The organism is Streptomyces sp. HSW2009 (assembly GCF_040240285.1).
In the GTDB taxonomy this organism is placed as follows: Bacteria; Actinomycetota; Actinomycetes; order Streptomycetales; family Streptomycetaceae; genus Streptomyces.
Genome location: NZ_JBEHZD010000126.1, coordinates 1 through 16,146, shown reverse-complemented (window position 1 = coordinate 16,146; position 16,146 = coordinate 1). Strand labels below are relative to the sequence as shown.

11 protein-coding genes and 2 pseudogenes are annotated in these 16,146 nt (G+C 72.7%); 5 read left to right on the top strand and 8 right to left on the bottom strand.

Going from position 1 to position 16,146, the window contains the following annotated elements; all coding sequences use genetic code 11:
- Positions 1-427 precede the first annotated feature (427 nt).
- A pseudogene (locus AAHZ94_RS12465) lies at positions 428-757 on the bottom strand (winged helix-turn-helix transcriptional regulator); the annotation flags it as partial.
- A 341-nt stretch (positions 758-1,098) separates the two neighbouring features.
- Here AAHZ94_RS12465 and AAHZ94_RS12460 point away from each other — a divergent pair.
- Positions 1,099-1,971 carry an SDR family oxidoreductase gene (locus tag AAHZ94_RS12460; RefSeq protein WP_349992904.1) on the top strand — a complete coding sequence of 291 codons (873 nt, stop codon included), beginning with the start codon at positions 1,099-1,101 and terminating at the stop codon, positions 1,969-1,971.
- Positions 1,972-2,275: 304 nt separating this feature from the next.
- Positions 2,276-3,343, top strand: a complete 1,068-nt coding sequence (rarD, locus tag AAHZ94_RS12455; protein ID WP_502964654.1) for an EamA family transporter RarD — start codon at positions 2,276-2,278, stop codon at positions 3,341-3,343.
- A 615-nt stretch (positions 3,344-3,958) separates the two neighbouring features.
- Here rarD and AAHZ94_RS12450 read toward each other — a convergent pair.
- A pseudogene (locus tag AAHZ94_RS12450) lies at positions 3,959-4,546 on the bottom strand (CGNR zinc finger domain-containing protein); the annotation flags it as partial.
- 196 nt (positions 4,547-4,742) lie between these two features.
- Between AAHZ94_RS12450 and AAHZ94_RS12445 the strand changes: the two are divergent.
- Together AAHZ94_RS12445 and AAHZ94_RS12440 are read left to right on the top strand one after the other, a co-directional pair.
- Positions 4,743-5,201 (top strand): VOC family protein, encoded by a 459-nt coding sequence (locus AAHZ94_RS12445; RefSeq protein WP_349992902.1) that lies wholly within the window; start codon positions 4,743-4,745, stop codon positions 5,199-5,201.
- Positions 5,202-5,890: 689 nt separating this feature from the next.
- A complete protein-coding gene (locus AAHZ94_RS12440) occupies positions 5,891-6,880 on the top strand; it encodes a M28 family metallopeptidase (protein ID WP_349992901.1) in 990 nt (329 codons plus the stop codon).
- 16 nt (positions 6,881-6,896) lie between these two features.
- Here AAHZ94_RS12440 and AAHZ94_RS12435 read toward each other — a convergent pair whose 3' ends face one another.
- The 5 genes from AAHZ94_RS12435 to AAHZ94_RS12415 form a co-directional block, all read right to left on the bottom strand.
- Positions 6,897-7,028, bottom strand: coding sequence for a hypothetical protein (locus AAHZ94_RS12435; protein ID WP_349992900.1), 132 nt, complete (start codon positions 7,026-7,028; stop codon positions 6,897-6,899).
- A gap of 59 nt (positions 7,029-7,087) precedes the next feature.
- Positions 7,088-7,984 (bottom strand): ABC transporter permease, encoded by an 897-nt coding sequence (locus AAHZ94_RS12430; protein WP_502964653.1) that lies wholly within the window; start codon positions 7,982-7,984, stop codon positions 7,088-7,090.
- A gap of 406 nt (positions 7,985-8,390) precedes the next feature.
- Positions 8,391-9,368 carry an ABC transporter ATP-binding protein gene (locus tag AAHZ94_RS12425; RefSeq protein WP_349992898.1) on the bottom strand — a complete coding sequence of 326 codons (978 nt, stop codon included), beginning with the start codon at positions 9,366-9,368 and terminating at the stop codon, positions 8,391-8,393.
- A 1,252-nt stretch (positions 9,369-10,620) separates the two neighbouring features.
- Positions 10,621-11,868: a LolA family protein gene (locus AAHZ94_RS12420; RefSeq protein WP_349992897.1), complete on the bottom strand. Its 1,248-nt coding sequence runs from the start codon at positions 11,866-11,868 to the stop codon at positions 10,621-10,623.
- A 573-nt stretch (positions 11,869-12,441) separates the two neighbouring features.
- Positions 12,442-13,452 carry a polyprenyl synthetase family protein gene (locus AAHZ94_RS12415; RefSeq protein ID WP_349992896.1) on the bottom strand — a complete coding sequence of 337 codons (1,011 nt, stop codon included), beginning with the start codon at positions 13,450-13,452 and terminating at the stop codon, positions 12,442-12,444.
- Positions 13,453-14,688: 1,236 nt separating this feature from the next.
- Here AAHZ94_RS12415 and fahA point away from each other — a divergent pair.
- Positions 14,689-15,915, top strand: coding sequence for a fumarylacetoacetase (fahA, locus tag AAHZ94_RS12410; RefSeq protein WP_349992895.1), 1,227 nt, complete (start codon positions 14,689-14,691; stop codon positions 15,913-15,915).
- Between the two features lie 34 nt (positions 15,916-15,949).
- Here the strand turns inward: fahA and AAHZ94_RS12405 are convergent.
- Positions 15,950-16,146, bottom strand: a 197-nt coding sequence (locus tag AAHZ94_RS12405) for a hypothetical protein (protein WP_349992894.1), incomplete at its 5' end; no start/stop codon positions are given.

Sequence of the window (16,146 nt, the reverse complement as noted above, 5' to 3'; positions counted from 1 at the left end):
ACTCGACCACGCCATCGAAAACCAGGGCAAGGGCGACCTCGCCAACCTCCTCCACGGCACCGACACCTGGACCGTGGCCGGATAACCGCAGGCCGCAGGGCACGCCGACGGCGGACCGGCCCGGGTCGGCCCAGGTCGGGTCGGTGCCGACCCGCGGCAGCCGCGCTACGGGAGCAGGCCGGCCGCACCACTCGGCCGGCCCCGCCCACCGCCACCCGGCGCCGTCTGCGCCCGGCACCGTACGGGCGTCTTGATGGCCCGACCCGCAACTCCCGGGGTCGGGCCACGGCCTTGTCGGCACCTTGTTGGCGCCTTGTCATCGGCCCTTCTGCCGGGCCGGCGCCCCGCGCCTGTGGCCGGCGCGCCCCGCGCCACCACCGCTGGGCTCGGCGCCGGCCGCAGCGGCTCCGGCCCCCGCCCCGTCGCCGCGTCGTACGTCGTACTGCTCGCGGGCCGCCAGCACCTCGGGCACCCGCTGTTCCGACCACCGGGCCAGCGCCCACACCTGCGCCGCGGCCTCCTCCCCCAACGGGGTCAGCGAGTACTCCACGCGCGGCGGGATCACCGGATAGGCCACCCGGTGCACGAAACCGTCCCGCTCCAGCGTCTGGAGGGTCTGGGCGAGCATCTTCTCGCTGACGCCGCCGACCCGTCGCCGCAGTTCGCTGAACCGGTGCGTACGCTCCCGCAACGCCGCCAGCGCCAGCACGCCCCAGCGGCTGGTCACGTGCTCAAGGATCAGCCGCGACGGGCACATCGGCGCATGCACGTCCGGCGGCTTCGGCACGTCGAGCGCATCGAGCTGCCGCGCTTCGGCCCCGGCGGAGCCGGCCGGGCCGTCGGGACCCGCAGTTCCCACAGTGCCAGCAGGGCTGGCGCTGCTGGCAGGGCTGGCAGGGTCGGCGGCGCCAGCCGGGTGAGCAGCGTCAACGCTCCCACCTGGCACCTCTCTGACCTGCATCACGTCCATCCCGTCACCCTGTTTCCGCATGTCAGGCCACCTTCCCTTGATACTAGTACCGTACTTCAAAGTGGGTACTTACGAATGGTTAGTGAGGCGCTTACGGTGACTGGACACGTTCTCACGAGGAGAGACACATGATCGTCGTCACCGGAGCCACCGGTCAGCTCGGCCAGCTCGTCATCGAAGGGCTGCTGGCCAAGGTCGCCGCGGGCGAGCTGCCCGCCGGCGAGATCGCCGCCGTCGTACGCGACCGCGCCAAGGCCGCCGACCTGGCCGCACGCGGCGTGGAGCTGCGCATCGCCGACTACGGCCAGCCGGAGACGCTGGCGGGTGCCTTCCGCGCCGGCGAGCGGGTGCTGTTCATCTCGGGCAGCGAGGTCGGGCAGCGCGTGCCGCAGCACCTGGCCGTGATCGACGCCGCCATGGAGGCGGGCGTCGCGCTGCTCGCCTACACCGGCATCCGGGGCGGCCCCGCCGCCGACTTCCAACTGGCCGCCGAGCACAAGGTGACCGAACAGGCCATCCTCGACTCCGGCCTGCCGCACGTCTTCCTGCGCAACGGCTGGTACCACGAGAACTACACCGGCCGGCTGGCGACCATCCTTGAGCACGGGGCCGTGGTGAGCAACGCGGGCGAGGGCCGGGTGGCCTCGGCGGCCCGTGCCGACTACGCCGCGGCGGCGGTCGCCGTGCTGACCGGAGAGGGGCACGAGGGGGCCGCGTACGAGCTGAGCGGCGACGTGGCCTGGAGCTTCGCGGAGTACGCGGCCGAGGTCGCGGCCCAGTCCGGCAAGCCGGTCAGCTACTCCGCCCTCTCCGCCGACGCCCATCAGGAGATCCTGACCGGCGCCGGTGTGCCGGAGCCGTTCGCCGCGATCCTGGTCGACGTCGACTCCGCCATCGAGCGCGGCTCGCTGGCCGGCACGAGTGGCGATCTGGCCCGTCTGATCGGGCGCCCGACGACGCCGATCGCCGAGTCCATCGCGGCGGCGCTGGCGTTGCGTTAGTCACTCCGCCTCGGCCCGCCCCACCCCCACGGCCGCCCCATGGCTGCCCGTACGCCTCACACGCCTCACCCTTCTCGCAGTTCACCACGGGTATGGCGGGCGTACGGCACGGCCAGGGCGGCCGTGGCGTGTCGCGGGCCCCGCCGAATGTCATGACCGTATGCCAGGACGGGGCTGACAGACTGCCCACCGCGACGCTACGTTCGACTCGTCGCCGCCACTGTGGTGGCCAGCCGGGGAGGAAGCGTTGACGTCGGCCAACGAGACGCGCACGGGTCTTGCATACGGCTTCGCCGCGTACGGCATGTGGGGCCTCTTCCCTCTGTACTGGCCGCTGCTGGAGCCGACCGGGGCGGTCGAGATCCTTGCGCACCGGATGGTGTGGTCGCTCGGCGCCGTGGTGATCATCCTGTTGGTGTTGCGCCGCTGGTCGTGGATCGGACCACTGCTGCGACAGCCCAAGCGGCTGGGACTGATAGCGGTCGCCGCCACCGTGATGTCCGTCAACTGGGGTGTCTACATCTGGGGCGTGAACTCCGGCCATGTGGTCGAGGCGGCCCTGGGGTACTTCATCAATCCGCTGGTCAGCATCGCTTTCGGGGTGTTGCTGCTGCATGAGCGGCTGCGCAGGGTCCAGTGGACGGCGGTCGGCGTCGGCGTGGCCGCCGTGGCGGTCCTGACGGTCGGCTACGGCAAGCCGCCGTGGATCGCGCTGACCCTGGCCTTCTCGTTCGGCACCTACGGCCTGATCAAGAAGCGCCTCGGGCTGGACGGCCTTGAGTCGCTCGCGGCCGAGACCGGTATCCAGTTCCTGCCGGCGCTCGGCTTTCTGATCTTCCTGGGCGCACGCGGCGACAGCACGTTCACCAGCGAGGGCGTGGGGCACGGGCTGCTGCTGGTGGGCTGTGGGTTCATCACCGCACTGCCGCTGATCTGCTTCGGCGCCTCGGCCGTCCGGCTGCCGCTGTCCACGATCGGGATGATGCAGTACATCGCGCCGACCTCTCAGTTCGTACTCGGTCTGGTGGTCTTCCACGAGGAGATGCCCATCGAGCGGTGGGCCGGCTTCGCCCTCGTCTGGCTGGCCCTGGCCCTGCTGACCTGGGACGCCCTAAGGACCGCGCGCCGCTCGCGGGCCGCACTGCGCGCGGCGGCGGCCCGGGCCGGCGCTGCCGCCACGGTCCACCCCGGCGAGTCCGTGGTGGCCTCCTCAGCGACGGCCCCGGAAGCCCCGTTGGCCGCGGCGGGCGTGGAACCCCCGGCCACCCGGGCCACGGAGGCGCCCGACCAAACCGCCGCCCCGGCCCCGGCCGGGGCCGCAGCGCCGGGCGAACCCCCCGTCTCTCCGGGCTCCGGCGTCCCGCGCCCGTGAGCGCCTGTGGCCCGAGCACCCGCCCGGCCGCTCCGGGCCAGCCCGCGCCGCCGGCCGTCGGCGGCGCGGCGGAACCGGTCAGCCCAGGGCGTCGGCGACGTGGGCCATCACCCGTTTCCAATGCTCGCGCCGCTCGGCCCGCTCGGCTTCGTCGGCCAGCCTCTCCTGGTGGAACCTGAGCACCGCCTTCTCACCGGAACGGGCCCGGGAGACGGCCACCTGGATCGTGGTGTCCGTGGTGCTGCCGGGCAGCCGGTGGGTCAGCCGGATGCGGTCGCCCGGCCGGTAGCCACGGATCTCGCCGGTGGTGCCGTCCTCGGTCTCGTACGTCGTCCCCTTCTGCTGGTGCAGCTCAGCCCCGGATCCGAGCCAGATGGCGATGCCCTCGTCTCCGCTGATGAAGTCCCAGACCACGGACGGTGGATGCGGCAGCGTCTTGGACACGCCGATCTCCCATCCGGCGTCCTGCGTCAGTCCCACCGGCCGCTCGCTCCCGGCGCCGGGTTCGGACGGGCCTGAGCTCGGGCCGCGTCGGGTGCTGGCGCCGCTCTCACCTGGCGTGTCCTGGGGCATGGGGGAATCCTTCGGCAGGTCGGAGAAGCCGTCGTCGGGCACCGCCTGGCGGGCGCGCAGGGCACGCACCTTGTGGCGGTTGCCGCAGCGCTGCATGGAGCACCACCGGCGCCGGCCTGGGCGTGAGGTGTCCACGAACAGCAGGTAGCAGTTGTCCGTCGCGCATTCCCGGACACGGTCCGCATGGGGGCCGGAGAACAGCTCGATCGCGTCACGGGCCACCGTCGACAGCAACTGACGGCCGGTCGCCGGCTCGTCCCAGTGGCGCTCGGCGGGGCCGTCCAGCCGCGGCACCAGCGGTGGGTGGGCCGCAGCCGCATTGACTATGGCGAGGTCGGCGGGGTCCAGCGGTCGGTCATGCGCCTGGTCGGCCGCCATGCTCAGCACCGCGTCCCGCAACTGTCGGGCCGCCACCAACTCCTCCGGCGACACCTCGACCTCCGGCGTGGGGCTGAGCCGTGAACGCGCCGCCCAGTCGGCGAGGTCCGCGGGCTGGTGCAGCACCTCGTACCGCACGAACAGGCCCGGGCCACCAGTCGGCACCAACTCCAGGCACAGCGCCCCGGGGTCGAAGCGGAAGGACGTCCCTTCAGGCGACTTGAGGATCAATCCCATTGCCATCTCGCTCATGTAACCACTATAACTGGTTTCACGGCCCGGGAGAAGTGGGAAAGGGACCTGTGGAGGGCAGGGCCGCGGCCCTGGAGGGCCGCCCCTCCATCGGCAGCCTTCGCCGACAACGCGACGACTTCCCCAGCAAGTTGAGCCGGCCGAGCCCGCAACGCAGGTCCGCGGAGAGCGCGGACCGCCTCAAGAGGAGACAGACATGGAGACGACCCCCCTCGCCTGGAAAGTGGTCATCGATGCCGCGGACCCCCACCAGCAGGCCGCGTTCTGGGCTGCCGCCCTGCACTACCGGGTCGAGGACAACAGCCGGCTGATCTCACGCCTGCTGGCCGTGGGCGCGGTCGACGAGCAGGAGACCGTCGAGTTCCAGGGGCACCTGGCCTGGCGCGACCTCATTGCCGTCCGGCATCCCGACGACCCCTTCGACCCCGACAGCGACCTGGGTCGCGGACGGCGCATCCTCTTCCAGCGGGTCCCCGAACCCAAGGTCGTCAAGAACCGACTCCATCTCGACCTCCACAGCCCGCCGGGTGCGTTGGAGAGTGAGGTGGCCAGGTTGGAGGCGCTCGGCGCGGTGGTCCACGAGCGCAGAGCCCGCGGCGGCACCGAGTGGGTCGTCATGACCGATCCAGAGGGAGGAGAGTTCTGCCTGCACTGACCTTCGACAGCCGGCCCGGGCGGTTCTTCGACCGGCATCGAGTGCTGCCTGAACCCCAGGTGGGATAGCTCGCCAACCCATCGCCTCGCACGTCGGGCCCGACGACGATCACGCCATCAGCCCCGCCACCGCACACGCAGAGCTCCGCCGCACCCGCCAAACCCGGCGGAGCTCGGTCAGACCCGATGGCCGCGCCGGCCGCGCCGGCCGCGCCGGCCGCGCCAACAAGCGTGCGGTCCCGCAGGCTCCCACCTGGGCGTTCGCCGCCCGGCGCAGTGCCGCGGCTGGCGGCCACCGGCACCACCGGCCGCGGGTGTGGCTGGCGGGTGACGGCTGGGGCGACCACTGCGGTGAAGGGCTGGAACGACCACTGCCATGACGACTGAGGCCAACACTGCGATGAGGCTGCGATGACGACTGAGATAGCCACGGAAAGGCGGGGCATCCGCTGCTCAGACCGGGTGTGAACGGTATGCGGGGAGCGGTGTCCGGAATTCCTCTTGACCTTGGTGGAGCAGACACCAGAGCATCATGCACGCGTCAAACTGCTCCCCCTCTCGCCTCATTGGCGCTCCCCGACCTCAGGGCGTGGGCGTCGCCCAGCGAGCTGTTCGTTCCGTCCTATCCGTTCGGATTCCGGAAACCTGGAGCCTCGTATGTCAACGCACCCCACACGTAGCGCTTCCCCCTTGCCTCGGACGTCCTGGCTTCGCCGGGCCGCCACGGCGACCGCCGCCGCCGGAGCCCTCGCCGGGCTGATCGCCGCCTCGCCGGCCACCACGGCCTCCGCCACACCCGCGGCGGCGCACACCACGGCGAGCAGCCCGTCCGCCTTCGCCGCCCCCGACATCCCGGTGGCCAACGTCAAGGCCCACCTGAACCAGCTCCAGTCGATCGCCTCGCGGAACGGTGGGAACCGTGCGCACGGCCGCCCCGGCTACCGGGCCTCGATCGACTACATCAAGGCGAAGCTGGACGCCGCCGGGTACACCACGACCGTCCAGCAGTTCACCGCCAGCGGAGCCACCGGGTACAACCTGATCGCCGACTGGCCCGGTGGTGACCCGCAGAACGTGGTGATGGCGGGAGCCCACCTGGACTCGGTGTCCGCAGGCGCTGGCATCAACGACAACGGCTCGGGCTCCGCCGCCATCCTCGAATCCGCGCTGGCGGTCTCCCGTGAGGGCCTCAAGCCGACCCAGCACCTGCGTTTCGCCTGGTGGGGCGCGGAGGAGCTCGGCATCCTCGGTTCGCGGCACTACGTGAACAGCCTGCCGAGCACCGAGCGGTCGAAGATCGACGCGTACCTCAACTTCGACATGGTCGGGTCGCCCAACCCCGGTTACTTCGTCTATGACGACGACCGGCGGCTGGAGGCGGTGTTCAAGGAGTGGTTCGCCGCCAAGGGCGTCGCCACCGAGATCGAGACCGAGGGCGACGGCCGCTCGGACCACGCCTCGTTCCAGCGGGTCGGCATACCGGTCGGTGGGCTGTTCACCGGCGCCGGCCGCGTCAAGACCGCGGCCCAGGCCCAGAAGTGGGGCGGCACCGCGGGCCAGGCGTTCGACCGCTGCTACCACCGCTCGTGCGACACCACCGCCAACATCAACGACACCGCACTCGACCGGAACAGCGACGTCATAGCGCACGCGATATGGACGCTCTCCACGTCGCGCTAACCCGTCTGTCGCCGCGTCACCGGCGCGGACCGAGCACCGGTCCCTGAACGGGCCGGTCTCGCGGGGGGGGGGGGGCGCCGCGCCCCCCCCCCCCCCCCCCCCCCCCCCCCCCCCCACCCGCCCCGCCGGCCCCATCGGGCAGACGCACGGGGTGCCGGCGGGTGCGGCCGGGGGAAAGGAGTGCCCCGGCCGCTCGGACCGCGTCGGTCAGGCCGTGATGTCGCGGGAGGTGAACCGCGCCCAGGTGAGGGAGCCGAAGACGGCCACGTACAGACCCTGGAGACCGAGGTTCTTGACGATCTCGTCCCAGTAGACGGGATCTCTGAGGAGGTCGGCGAAGCTCAGCCAGTAGTGGGAGAAGAGGTACGGATGGATCACGTGCAGTTGGGGGATGCTGTCCAGGATCTGCACCGTGATGAGCAGCCCGACGGTTGCGGCCATCGCCGCGATGCCGCTGTTGGTGAGCGTCGAGATGAACAGGCCGAGGGCGGTCAGCCCGACCAGGGAGAGCGCGACCACCGCCGCGACCACCGTGGCCCGGCCGATCCCCTCCGCGAAGGAAATGCGCGTACCAGAGATCAGGGTGACGTCGCCCAACGGGAAGAGCAGCGCCCCGACTCCCAACGCGACCAGCGCCACCGTCAGGGTGGCGGCCAGGCAGAACACCAGCGCCGTGACGTACTTGACCAGCAGCAGCCGGGTCCGGCCGGCCGGGGCCACCAAGAGGTAGCGCAGCGTTCCCGCACTCGCCTCGCCGGCGATGGAGTCGCCGGCTATCACCCCGACCGCCATCGGCAGGAAGACCGGCAGTGTCGCGGCGAGGGAGGTGAAGACGAGGAAGATGCCGTTGTTGGTGACCTGGGTGAGGAAGGCCGGGCCCCCGCCGTCGCCCCCGCCGCCGTCGCCGATGGTGCCGCCGTCGCTGGTCTCGATCTTCACGGCGATGCCGACCAGGATCGGTACCAGGGCGAGCACGGCAAGCAGGGCGAGAGTGCGCCAGCGGCGGAAGGTGATGCCCAGTTCGCTGCGGAACAGGGCCAGCGACCACAGGGCGCTCGTGCTGCGGGGCAGCGCGACGGCTCCGCCGCCACGGGGTGCGAGCAGGGGCCCGTCCGCGCCGTGGCCAGCGGGCCGGGTGACGCGCGTCGAGCTGGCCTCACCAGCGCGTTCGTCGGTACCGGACGACACGGTACGCACCTCCGTCTCTGGCTGCGACGACTCTGGCATCGCTGGTCCTGGTGGCTCCGGCAGCGCCGACCCCGCCGGCTCGGGCGACGCTGCACGCCCTGCTCGTTGTGCCGGCTCGCCTGGCTCGGGCAGCTCCGGCGGGGCGGCTCGCTCCGCAGGCCCGGGCGCTGGTTCCGGCGTCGGCGGCTCGACCTGCGCCTCCGGTTCCGTCGGTCCGGTGACGGGTTCCGCCTGCCTGGCGGCAGGTTCCGCCGGCTCAGCAGCCGGCTCGCTCTGATCGGTCGGCTCTCCATGCCCGGCCGGCGCGGCTCGCTCAGCCCGCTCAGCCCGCGACATCGAAGCCCTCCCCGGTCAGTGCGACGAACGCGTCCTCAAGGGAGGCCCGTTCCGTACCGAATCCGCGTACGCGGACGCCGGCGTGGACGAGGGTGGCGTTCAGTTCGGCGAGGTCGGCGGGGGCGCCGTCCGGGGGTTGGAGCAGGGGTGGTTCGCCCGTGATCCGGTCGCCGGTGACTTCGAGGTCGGTCACTCCGTACTCCTTGAGGACGCGGACCGCATCGGCCGTGTCGGGGGTGGTGACGACGAGCCGGCCGCGGGTGTCGGCCGCCAGTTCCGCGACCGTGCCCTGGGTGATCAGGCGTCCCTGCGCCATGACGGCCGCATGGGTGCACACGTGCTCGATCTCGTCGAGCAGATGGGAGGAGAGGAAGACCGTGATGCCGTCGTCGGCGAGTTCTCGTATCAGGGTGCGGATCTCGCGCATGCCCTGTGGGTCGAGGCCGTTGGTCGGCTCGTCCAGGATGAGCAGGTCACGCGGTTGGAGCAGAGCGGCGGCGAGGCCCAGGCGCTGTTTCATGCCCAGCGAGTACGCACGGGCCTTCTTCCCGGACGCCGCCGTCAGGCCCACCCGGTCGAGGGCCGCGGCGACCCGGGCCGGGCGGGTGTGCGGATCGGCGGTCGGGTCGGCGGCGTCGTACCTGATGAGGTTGTCCCGGCCGGACAGGAAGCCGTACAGCGCGGGCCCCTCGATCAGTGCGCCGACCTTGGGCAGGACGTGGCGGGAGGCGCGCGGCATGGGCGCGCCGAGCAGCCTGGCGGCGCCCGATGTCGGCTCGATCAGGCCCACCAGCATCCGGATGGTGGTCGTCTTCCCCGAGCCGTTGGGCCCGAGGAAGCCGAAGACGCTGCCGCGCGGCACGACCAGGTCGAGCCCGTCCACGGCGAGTTGCCCACCCCGGTACCGCTTCGTGAGCCCGCGGGTCTCCCCCGCGGGCGTCGCTCCGGCGGCCGGCTCGTCCACAGGCTCCCCCTTCGTCGTCCGGGCCTTCACCCGGTTCGTGCCAACGGTCCGCATGCGCGGCTTCTCGTGTCTCTCGTACGTCGCCCTACCCGGCAGCCGCCCCGACCCACCAGGCCGGCTCCCCGCGTACAACCGATCTTCACCTGACCGTACGACGCCCTGTCCTCCGCCCCAGTGTCACCCCGCGGGGTTCACGACGGCGGCCCCGCCACTGTCCTGCCCGGCCCCGTCCAGGTCAGAAGGGTGTGGCCGGGGCCCCGCGCATGCCTCAGGTGACGGATGCGGGGCCATGTCGCGGGGGTGCGGGGCCGGTGCGGTTGGGCGGGCCGCCCCCGCGGGGCTCACCGGCCCGGCCTGGACGCAACGCCTGGTCACCCACGGACCGCCCCCGCTCGTCCGCAGGGACGGGTGTCGGGGCCCGTGCGGCACACCCGTCCCGGCCGGCGCGGTGGGCCGCCGTCCGGAGCCGTGCCCGTCACTCAGCCCCGCCACGGTCCATGGGCTGCCCACGGACCACGGGCTCCCCACGGACCAGGGGGAACGCACGGGCCCTGGGGCACGCGCGGTGCTCGGTGACCGCACGGTGCTCGGTGTCCGTGCGGACGCGGCGGGTGGTGGGTGGGCTGGTGCCCGCGGGAGTGCCCAGTTCGCCGGGGCCGGCCGCCGCGGGGGCGACGGGCCGCGCCGAAGCACCCGGCGCCGGCGCCATGCGCACGGCCGGGACCGGGTCGGAGTCAAGGTTGGAAGCGCGCTGGCCCGGGTGGCCACGGCGGGTGGGGCCTGTGCGGTCTGGGGTGTGGCGGTGGTACTGGCCGTGGCCATGGGGTTAGCCGTGGTTGTGGGGCTGATCCTGGGGCTGGGGCTGGCCACGGGGTTGAGGCTGGCCGGCGGGCTGGTCCTGGGGTCGGCCACGGCCGTGGGGCTGGGGGTGGTCGCGACCAGGAGGTCGGGGCCGAGGTGGCTTAGGCGGGTGTCGCGGGCCGGGCCGCGGCGGGTGGCAGCGGCGTACGGAGGGCGGGGCCGGGCGGCTGCGCGGCAAGGCCGCCCGGAGGTGCGTACCGCGAGGGCGGGCGCACGACCGGGCGGCCGGGTGCCGATCAGCGGGGCCGATCGTCGGGCGGTCCGGACCGTGTCGGACGGGCGGGGTGCCGCCCGCCCATCCGGTGTCCGCCGGTCCGGGGGGGGCGGCGGGGCGGGCGGCCCGGGGCGGGGGGCGGCCGCGGCGGGGGCCCCCGTGCTCGCTCCGCGCCGGCTACTTGCCCGCGTTGGCGGCCTCGATCAGCGTGTCCTTGCCGACCGCGCCGACGTAGACGGCGCCGTCGTCCGTCAGCAGGGCGTTGACCAGGCGGGTGGAGAACACCGTGCCGCTGCCGAAGTCGCCCTTGACCTTGTCGCCGAGCTTGTCCAGGAACTGCTGGGCAACGGCGCCCTCGTCGCTGTCGCCCTGCTCGCCGGTGGGCACGCCGCCGGGCAGCTTGAGCTTGGCGACCGTGCCCCAGCCCTCACCGATCACGTTCAGCCCGGAGAGGTCCTTGACGTCCAGTTCCTCGCGCGGCAGCGCCTTGTCGGCCTTGCGGTCGAGGTCCTTCTGCTCGGTGACCTTGGCGCCCTTGGGCGGCGTGAAGTCGAAGGTGCTGGCCTTCGGCTTGCCGAAGTCGACCTTGGTGAAGCCCACCTCGATGGCGGCCTTGCCACCGCTCTTCGGTGCGAGCGTGAACTTGAGCGGCACGCCGTTGTCGGCGTCCACCGCGATCCGGATGTCGCCGAGGGTGGTGTCACCCTGCGGCGTGATCTTGAGCTGGTAGGCATCGCGCCCGGCGACCTTCGCCGTGCCGTCCACCGAGACGGACGTGGTGTCGTCCGCCGCGGCCAGGACCTTCTTGGCCAGCTCCTGCGGAGTGGCGTCGGTGAGGTCCTTCGGCAGCTTCTCCGCCTGCTTGCCCTTGCCGTACGAGCGGTCGTGCTGGGGAGCGGTCGCGTGGTAGACGCTGTTGCTGCCGCTGTCGTACGCCCACACCTGGTCGGCGTTGTGGATCAGGCTGTACTCGGCGGCGTCCTCGATGATCGAGACGCGCTGCTTGTCCGGGCCGTCGAAGGCGACGCGCAGCGTGTGCGAGCCCGCAGCCAGCTCCGTCAGCTTGGCCTGCGGCGCGGCGGAGCCCGGGCCCTCGTCGGAGTCGCCGTGGCCGCCGCCGAGTCCGCCGAACCCACCCAGCGAGGAGCCCGCCGAGAGGCCGGGAATGCCCAGGTCCGTACTGATCTTCACCGAGCCGGAGAGCTGCTGCGTGTCCGATGCGGCGATCTTCGCTATGAGTTCTTCAGCCGTGATCTTCGGCAGGTCGGGGTCGCCGGTGTTGGCGAGCGCCGGGACCAGCCCGATCGTCGCCGCAGCCACCCCCGCCACCGCGACCGGGACGGCGTACCGCGCAGCTTTGTGTCGCCGCGCGGGGCGCTCGTTGCCCCAGTCTCCCGTGGCCTGTGTCGATCGGGTTCGTGCCATCACTGCTCTACCTCCGTCGTCAGCCGGCGGTCCATCAACATCGCACTCGTCCACCCTCGGGTTCATTGTGACCCGTTCCGCCGTGTGGTGACTTCTTCATCCCATCAAAAGCGCCGCCCCGTAGCGTCCCCCCGCAGGAGCAACATCCCGTACCCCTGCGGGATGACGTCCGTACGACGAAAGATCAGGGTTCTCGGGGCAAGACCAGGGCCGCGTACGGGAACTCGGGCCGCTCGTCCGGCTGCCGCACAGGTGGCTCCGCCCGTACGCGCCCACGCCCCCGGCCCGCCGAGCCCCCGCGCCACCCCTCGGACACGCGCGGGCCCGCACCTCGGCAGCCCACCGCCCCGCAGCCGCACCAACCGACTGCCCCGCAGCCTCACGAACAACCCGCAGCCCCGCCGCCTCGCGGGCTCACCGCCCCACTGCCTCGCGGGCACGGCGGGTACAGCAGATACGGCCGGTACGGCAGGTGTGCGGGCAGGAACCCGTGTGTCCCCCGCGGGGACGCCCGTCCGGCGGTCCGTCCAGGGACCGCCGGTCGCGGGCCGCGGGGTGCGCGGTCGTGGTGGGTCAGCCGGCGCGGTGGACGACCGCGTCGCACAGGCTCTCAAGGGCCACCCGTGCGGGGCCGTGGGGAAGCGGGGCCAGCATGGCGCGGGCCTCGGCGGCGTACCGCAGGGTGTCGCGCCGGGCCTGTTCCAGCGCGGGGTGCGCGCGCAGTCGGTGCAGCACCTCGGCGTGCCGGGCGTCGTCCGTGAGGTCACCCTCAAGGAGTGCGCACAGTTCGCGGTCGGCCGTCGAGCCGGTCGCGCGGGCCTGGGCCCGCAGGTGCAGCACCGGCAGCGTGGCGATGCCCTCGCGCAGGTCGGTACCGGGAGTCTTGCCCGATTCGTGCGAGTCGCTGGCGATGTCGAGTACGTCATCGGCGAGCTGGAAGGCGATGCCGAGGCGCTCGCCGTACTGGGTGAGCACGCTGATGGTGCTCTCGTCGGCACCGGCCAGCATCGCGCCGAGCCGGCCCGAGACGGCGACCAGCGAGCCGGTCTTGCCGGCCAGGACGTCCAGGTAGTGGTCGATCGGGTCGCGGCCGTCGCGCGGTCCGGCCGTCTCCAGGATCTGGCCGGTGACCAGCCGTTCGAACGCCTCGGCCTGGATGCGGACCGCCTCCGGGCCGCGGTCGGCCAGGATGTGCGAGGCGCGGGCGAAGAGGAAGTCACCGGTCAGGACGGCGAGCGAGTTGCCCCAGCGGCTGTTGGCGCTGGCCACGCCGCGGCGTACGTCGGCCTCGTCCATGACGTCGTCGTGGTAGAGGGTCGCCAGGTGGGTCAGCTCGACGACGACGGCCGACGGTACGACGCCCGGCGCGTGCGGGTCCCCGAACTGTGCGGCCAGCAGCACCAGGAGCGGCCGGAAGCGCTTGCCGCCCGCGCGCACCAGGTGCTGGGCGGCCTCCGTGATGAACGGCACGTCGCTTTTGGTGGCCTCCAGCAGGCCCTCTTCGACGGCCACCAACCCGGCTTGGGTATCGGCTTCCAGAGCCTGGTCCCGCACGGTCAGCCCAAGGGGCCCGACGACGGTCACGAGAGGTACTCCTGTCTGCCTACGATCACGTGGAATGTCGATGTGTCGCTGTCTCCACCACGAGGCAGCGTATCCGGTCGGGTATCGATCACCGTGAGCGCCTTCCCGGCCGGGCCGCTCCCCGGATCGTTCGGCGCTTCAAGATCACTTACCCGGATCGTCCGTCTTGCGCGGGCGGGTATGCCCTGGTCGGCACGGATTCGTCCGCGCTGCCGGCGGATTGCCACCAGATGGCGCTTGGGCGAACGGCCCACCCGGGAGCGACCCGGCCCCCGCCCCGCGCCCCCGGCTACCCCCCGAGGTGCCCCGCACACCGCCGCGCCGAACCTGTTGCGCCCGCAGGAACCTGCCGCCCCCACGACGGACACCCCCACTCCGCACCGCCAGCCCCCTTCACCTCACCCACCCCACCTACGAGGTGGCGTACGCGCCTCAGCCATCCCCTCCGCATGGAGGCGTGTGCACCTCGCCGACCCCACCCACAAGGAGGCGTACGGGCCCCAGCCCCACCCGGCCTCACCTGACGCCGCCCAGCGCCACCCTCACGCCCAAGCACCCGCACGCTCCGGGCACCCACGCCCGCCACCCACACCCCCGACTCACCCCCGCCCACACCCCGCCCCACGGGGCCGTGCCAGCCGGAGCCCCGGGGTTGCCGCCATGTACGCATCAGCCGCCTCCACAGACTCCCCCACCTCCGCCACCACACAAACTGTGAGGAACATCCCGTACACACAGCGCACCGAACGGCACACCCGGCAGCAGCCGACCCGCACCCCAGCCCGCGCCGCCCCTCACCCGACTCAACTCAATCCAACTCAACCCAATCCGGACCAACTCACCCAACCCAACCCGATCCAACCCACGCCGCCCCGGCCATCACCGCACTCACCACACACCCACCCACACCCCACGGCCCACACCTCCACAACCCGCAACCCGCAACCCGCAACCCGCAACCCGCAACCACCCACCCCCACACCCCAGCCCCCCACCGCGGGCGAGCACGCACGCCGAAGGCCCGCCCCGGGGCGAGAAAGGCGCGGCGGAACTCCGCAATCCGGGGAGCGAGTTCCGAAATACGGCACGCAGGCACCGATATAGAAGACCCACCGTCCGATTAACGAACAGCCGTGGCGCGCAGGAACGGCCCTCCACCCCCCTTCCACCCGCAAATCCACGACGTAGTCTGTGGCCTGCCAGCTTGGAGACGAGGAGAAGGCGAGGCAGCACCCCATGCCCCAGCACAGCCCGTTCGACCTGGCCGAGGGTGACCCCTTCGGTCCGCACAACCTGCCGTACGGCGTCTTCACCACCGCCGACGAGCCGCAGCGGCGGCGGATCGGCGTCCGGTTCGGCTCGTACGTCCTGGATGTGCACGCGCTGGCCGAGGCCACCGGTTCCGCCCACGCCGCCGTGCTCGCCGCGCCCACCCTCAACCCGCTGCTCGCCGCCGGCCGCCCGGTCTGGACCGCCGTCCGCGCGGAGTTGACCAGCGCCCTCACCGACCCGGCGGCGCGCGCGACCGTCGAACCGCTCCTCCTGCCGCTGGCCGACGTCACGCTGCACCTCCCGTACGAGGTGGCCGACTACGTCGACTTCTACGCGAGCGAGCACCACGCCAGTAACGTCGGTCAGATCTTCCGGCCCAACAGCGACCCGCTGACGCCCAACTGGAAGCACCTGCCCATCGGTTACCACGGCCGCGCCGGCACCATCGTGGTCAGCGGCACCCCGGTGCCCCGCCCCTCCGGCCAGCGCAAGGCGCCCGCCGACGCCGCCCCCACCTTCGGGCCGTCGCAGCGCCTGGACATCGAGGCGGAGCTGGCGTTCGTCGTCGGCACGCCGTCCGAGCCGGGCAAGCCCGTGCCGCTGGGCGCCTTCGCCGACCACGTCTTCGGCGTGAGCCTGCTCAACGACTGGTCGGCGCGCGACATCCAGGCATGGGAGTACGTGCCGCTCGGCCCGTTCCTCGGCAAGTCCTTCGCCACCTCGGTCTCCGCCTGGGTCACCCCGCTGGACGCGCTGACCCACGCCCGTACGGCGCCGCCGGCGCGGGACTTCCCGCTGCTGCCCTACCTGGACGACTCGGACGCGGCCGAGCCCGACGGCTTCGACATCCGCCTGGAGGTCGCGCTGAACGGGCACGTCATCTCGCGCCCGCCGTTCTCCGCCATGTACTGGACGGCCGCGCAGCAGCTCGCGCACATGACCGTGAACGGCGCCACGCTGCGCACCGGCGACGTGTTCGCCTCCGGCACCATCAGCGGCCCGAACCCCGAAGCGCGCGGCTGCCTGCTCGAACTGACCTGGGCGGGCCGCGACCCGGTGGAACTCCCCACCGGCAAGCGGGCCTTCCTCGAAGACGGCGACGAGGTAACGATCACCGCCTGGGCCCCCGGTCCGGACGGCGTGCGCATCGGCCTCGGCGAGGTCACCGGCCAGATCACCACTGCCGGCTGACCCTCCGCCACCTGTCCGAACGCCCGCCGAACCCCTATCGGCCACGCACCATCTCCACTCCCGGCGGCACGGCCCAGGCGCCGGCCCGGCCCCGTACGCCACACGGCTCCCAGGTGCCCCCGCCCCCCCCCGCGGGGCCGGGGCCCCGGCGTACGGGGGGGGGGGGGGGGGGGGGGGGGGGGCGGGGCCCCGCCCCCGGGGGGGGGGCGGCCGGGGGGGGGGGGGGGGCCC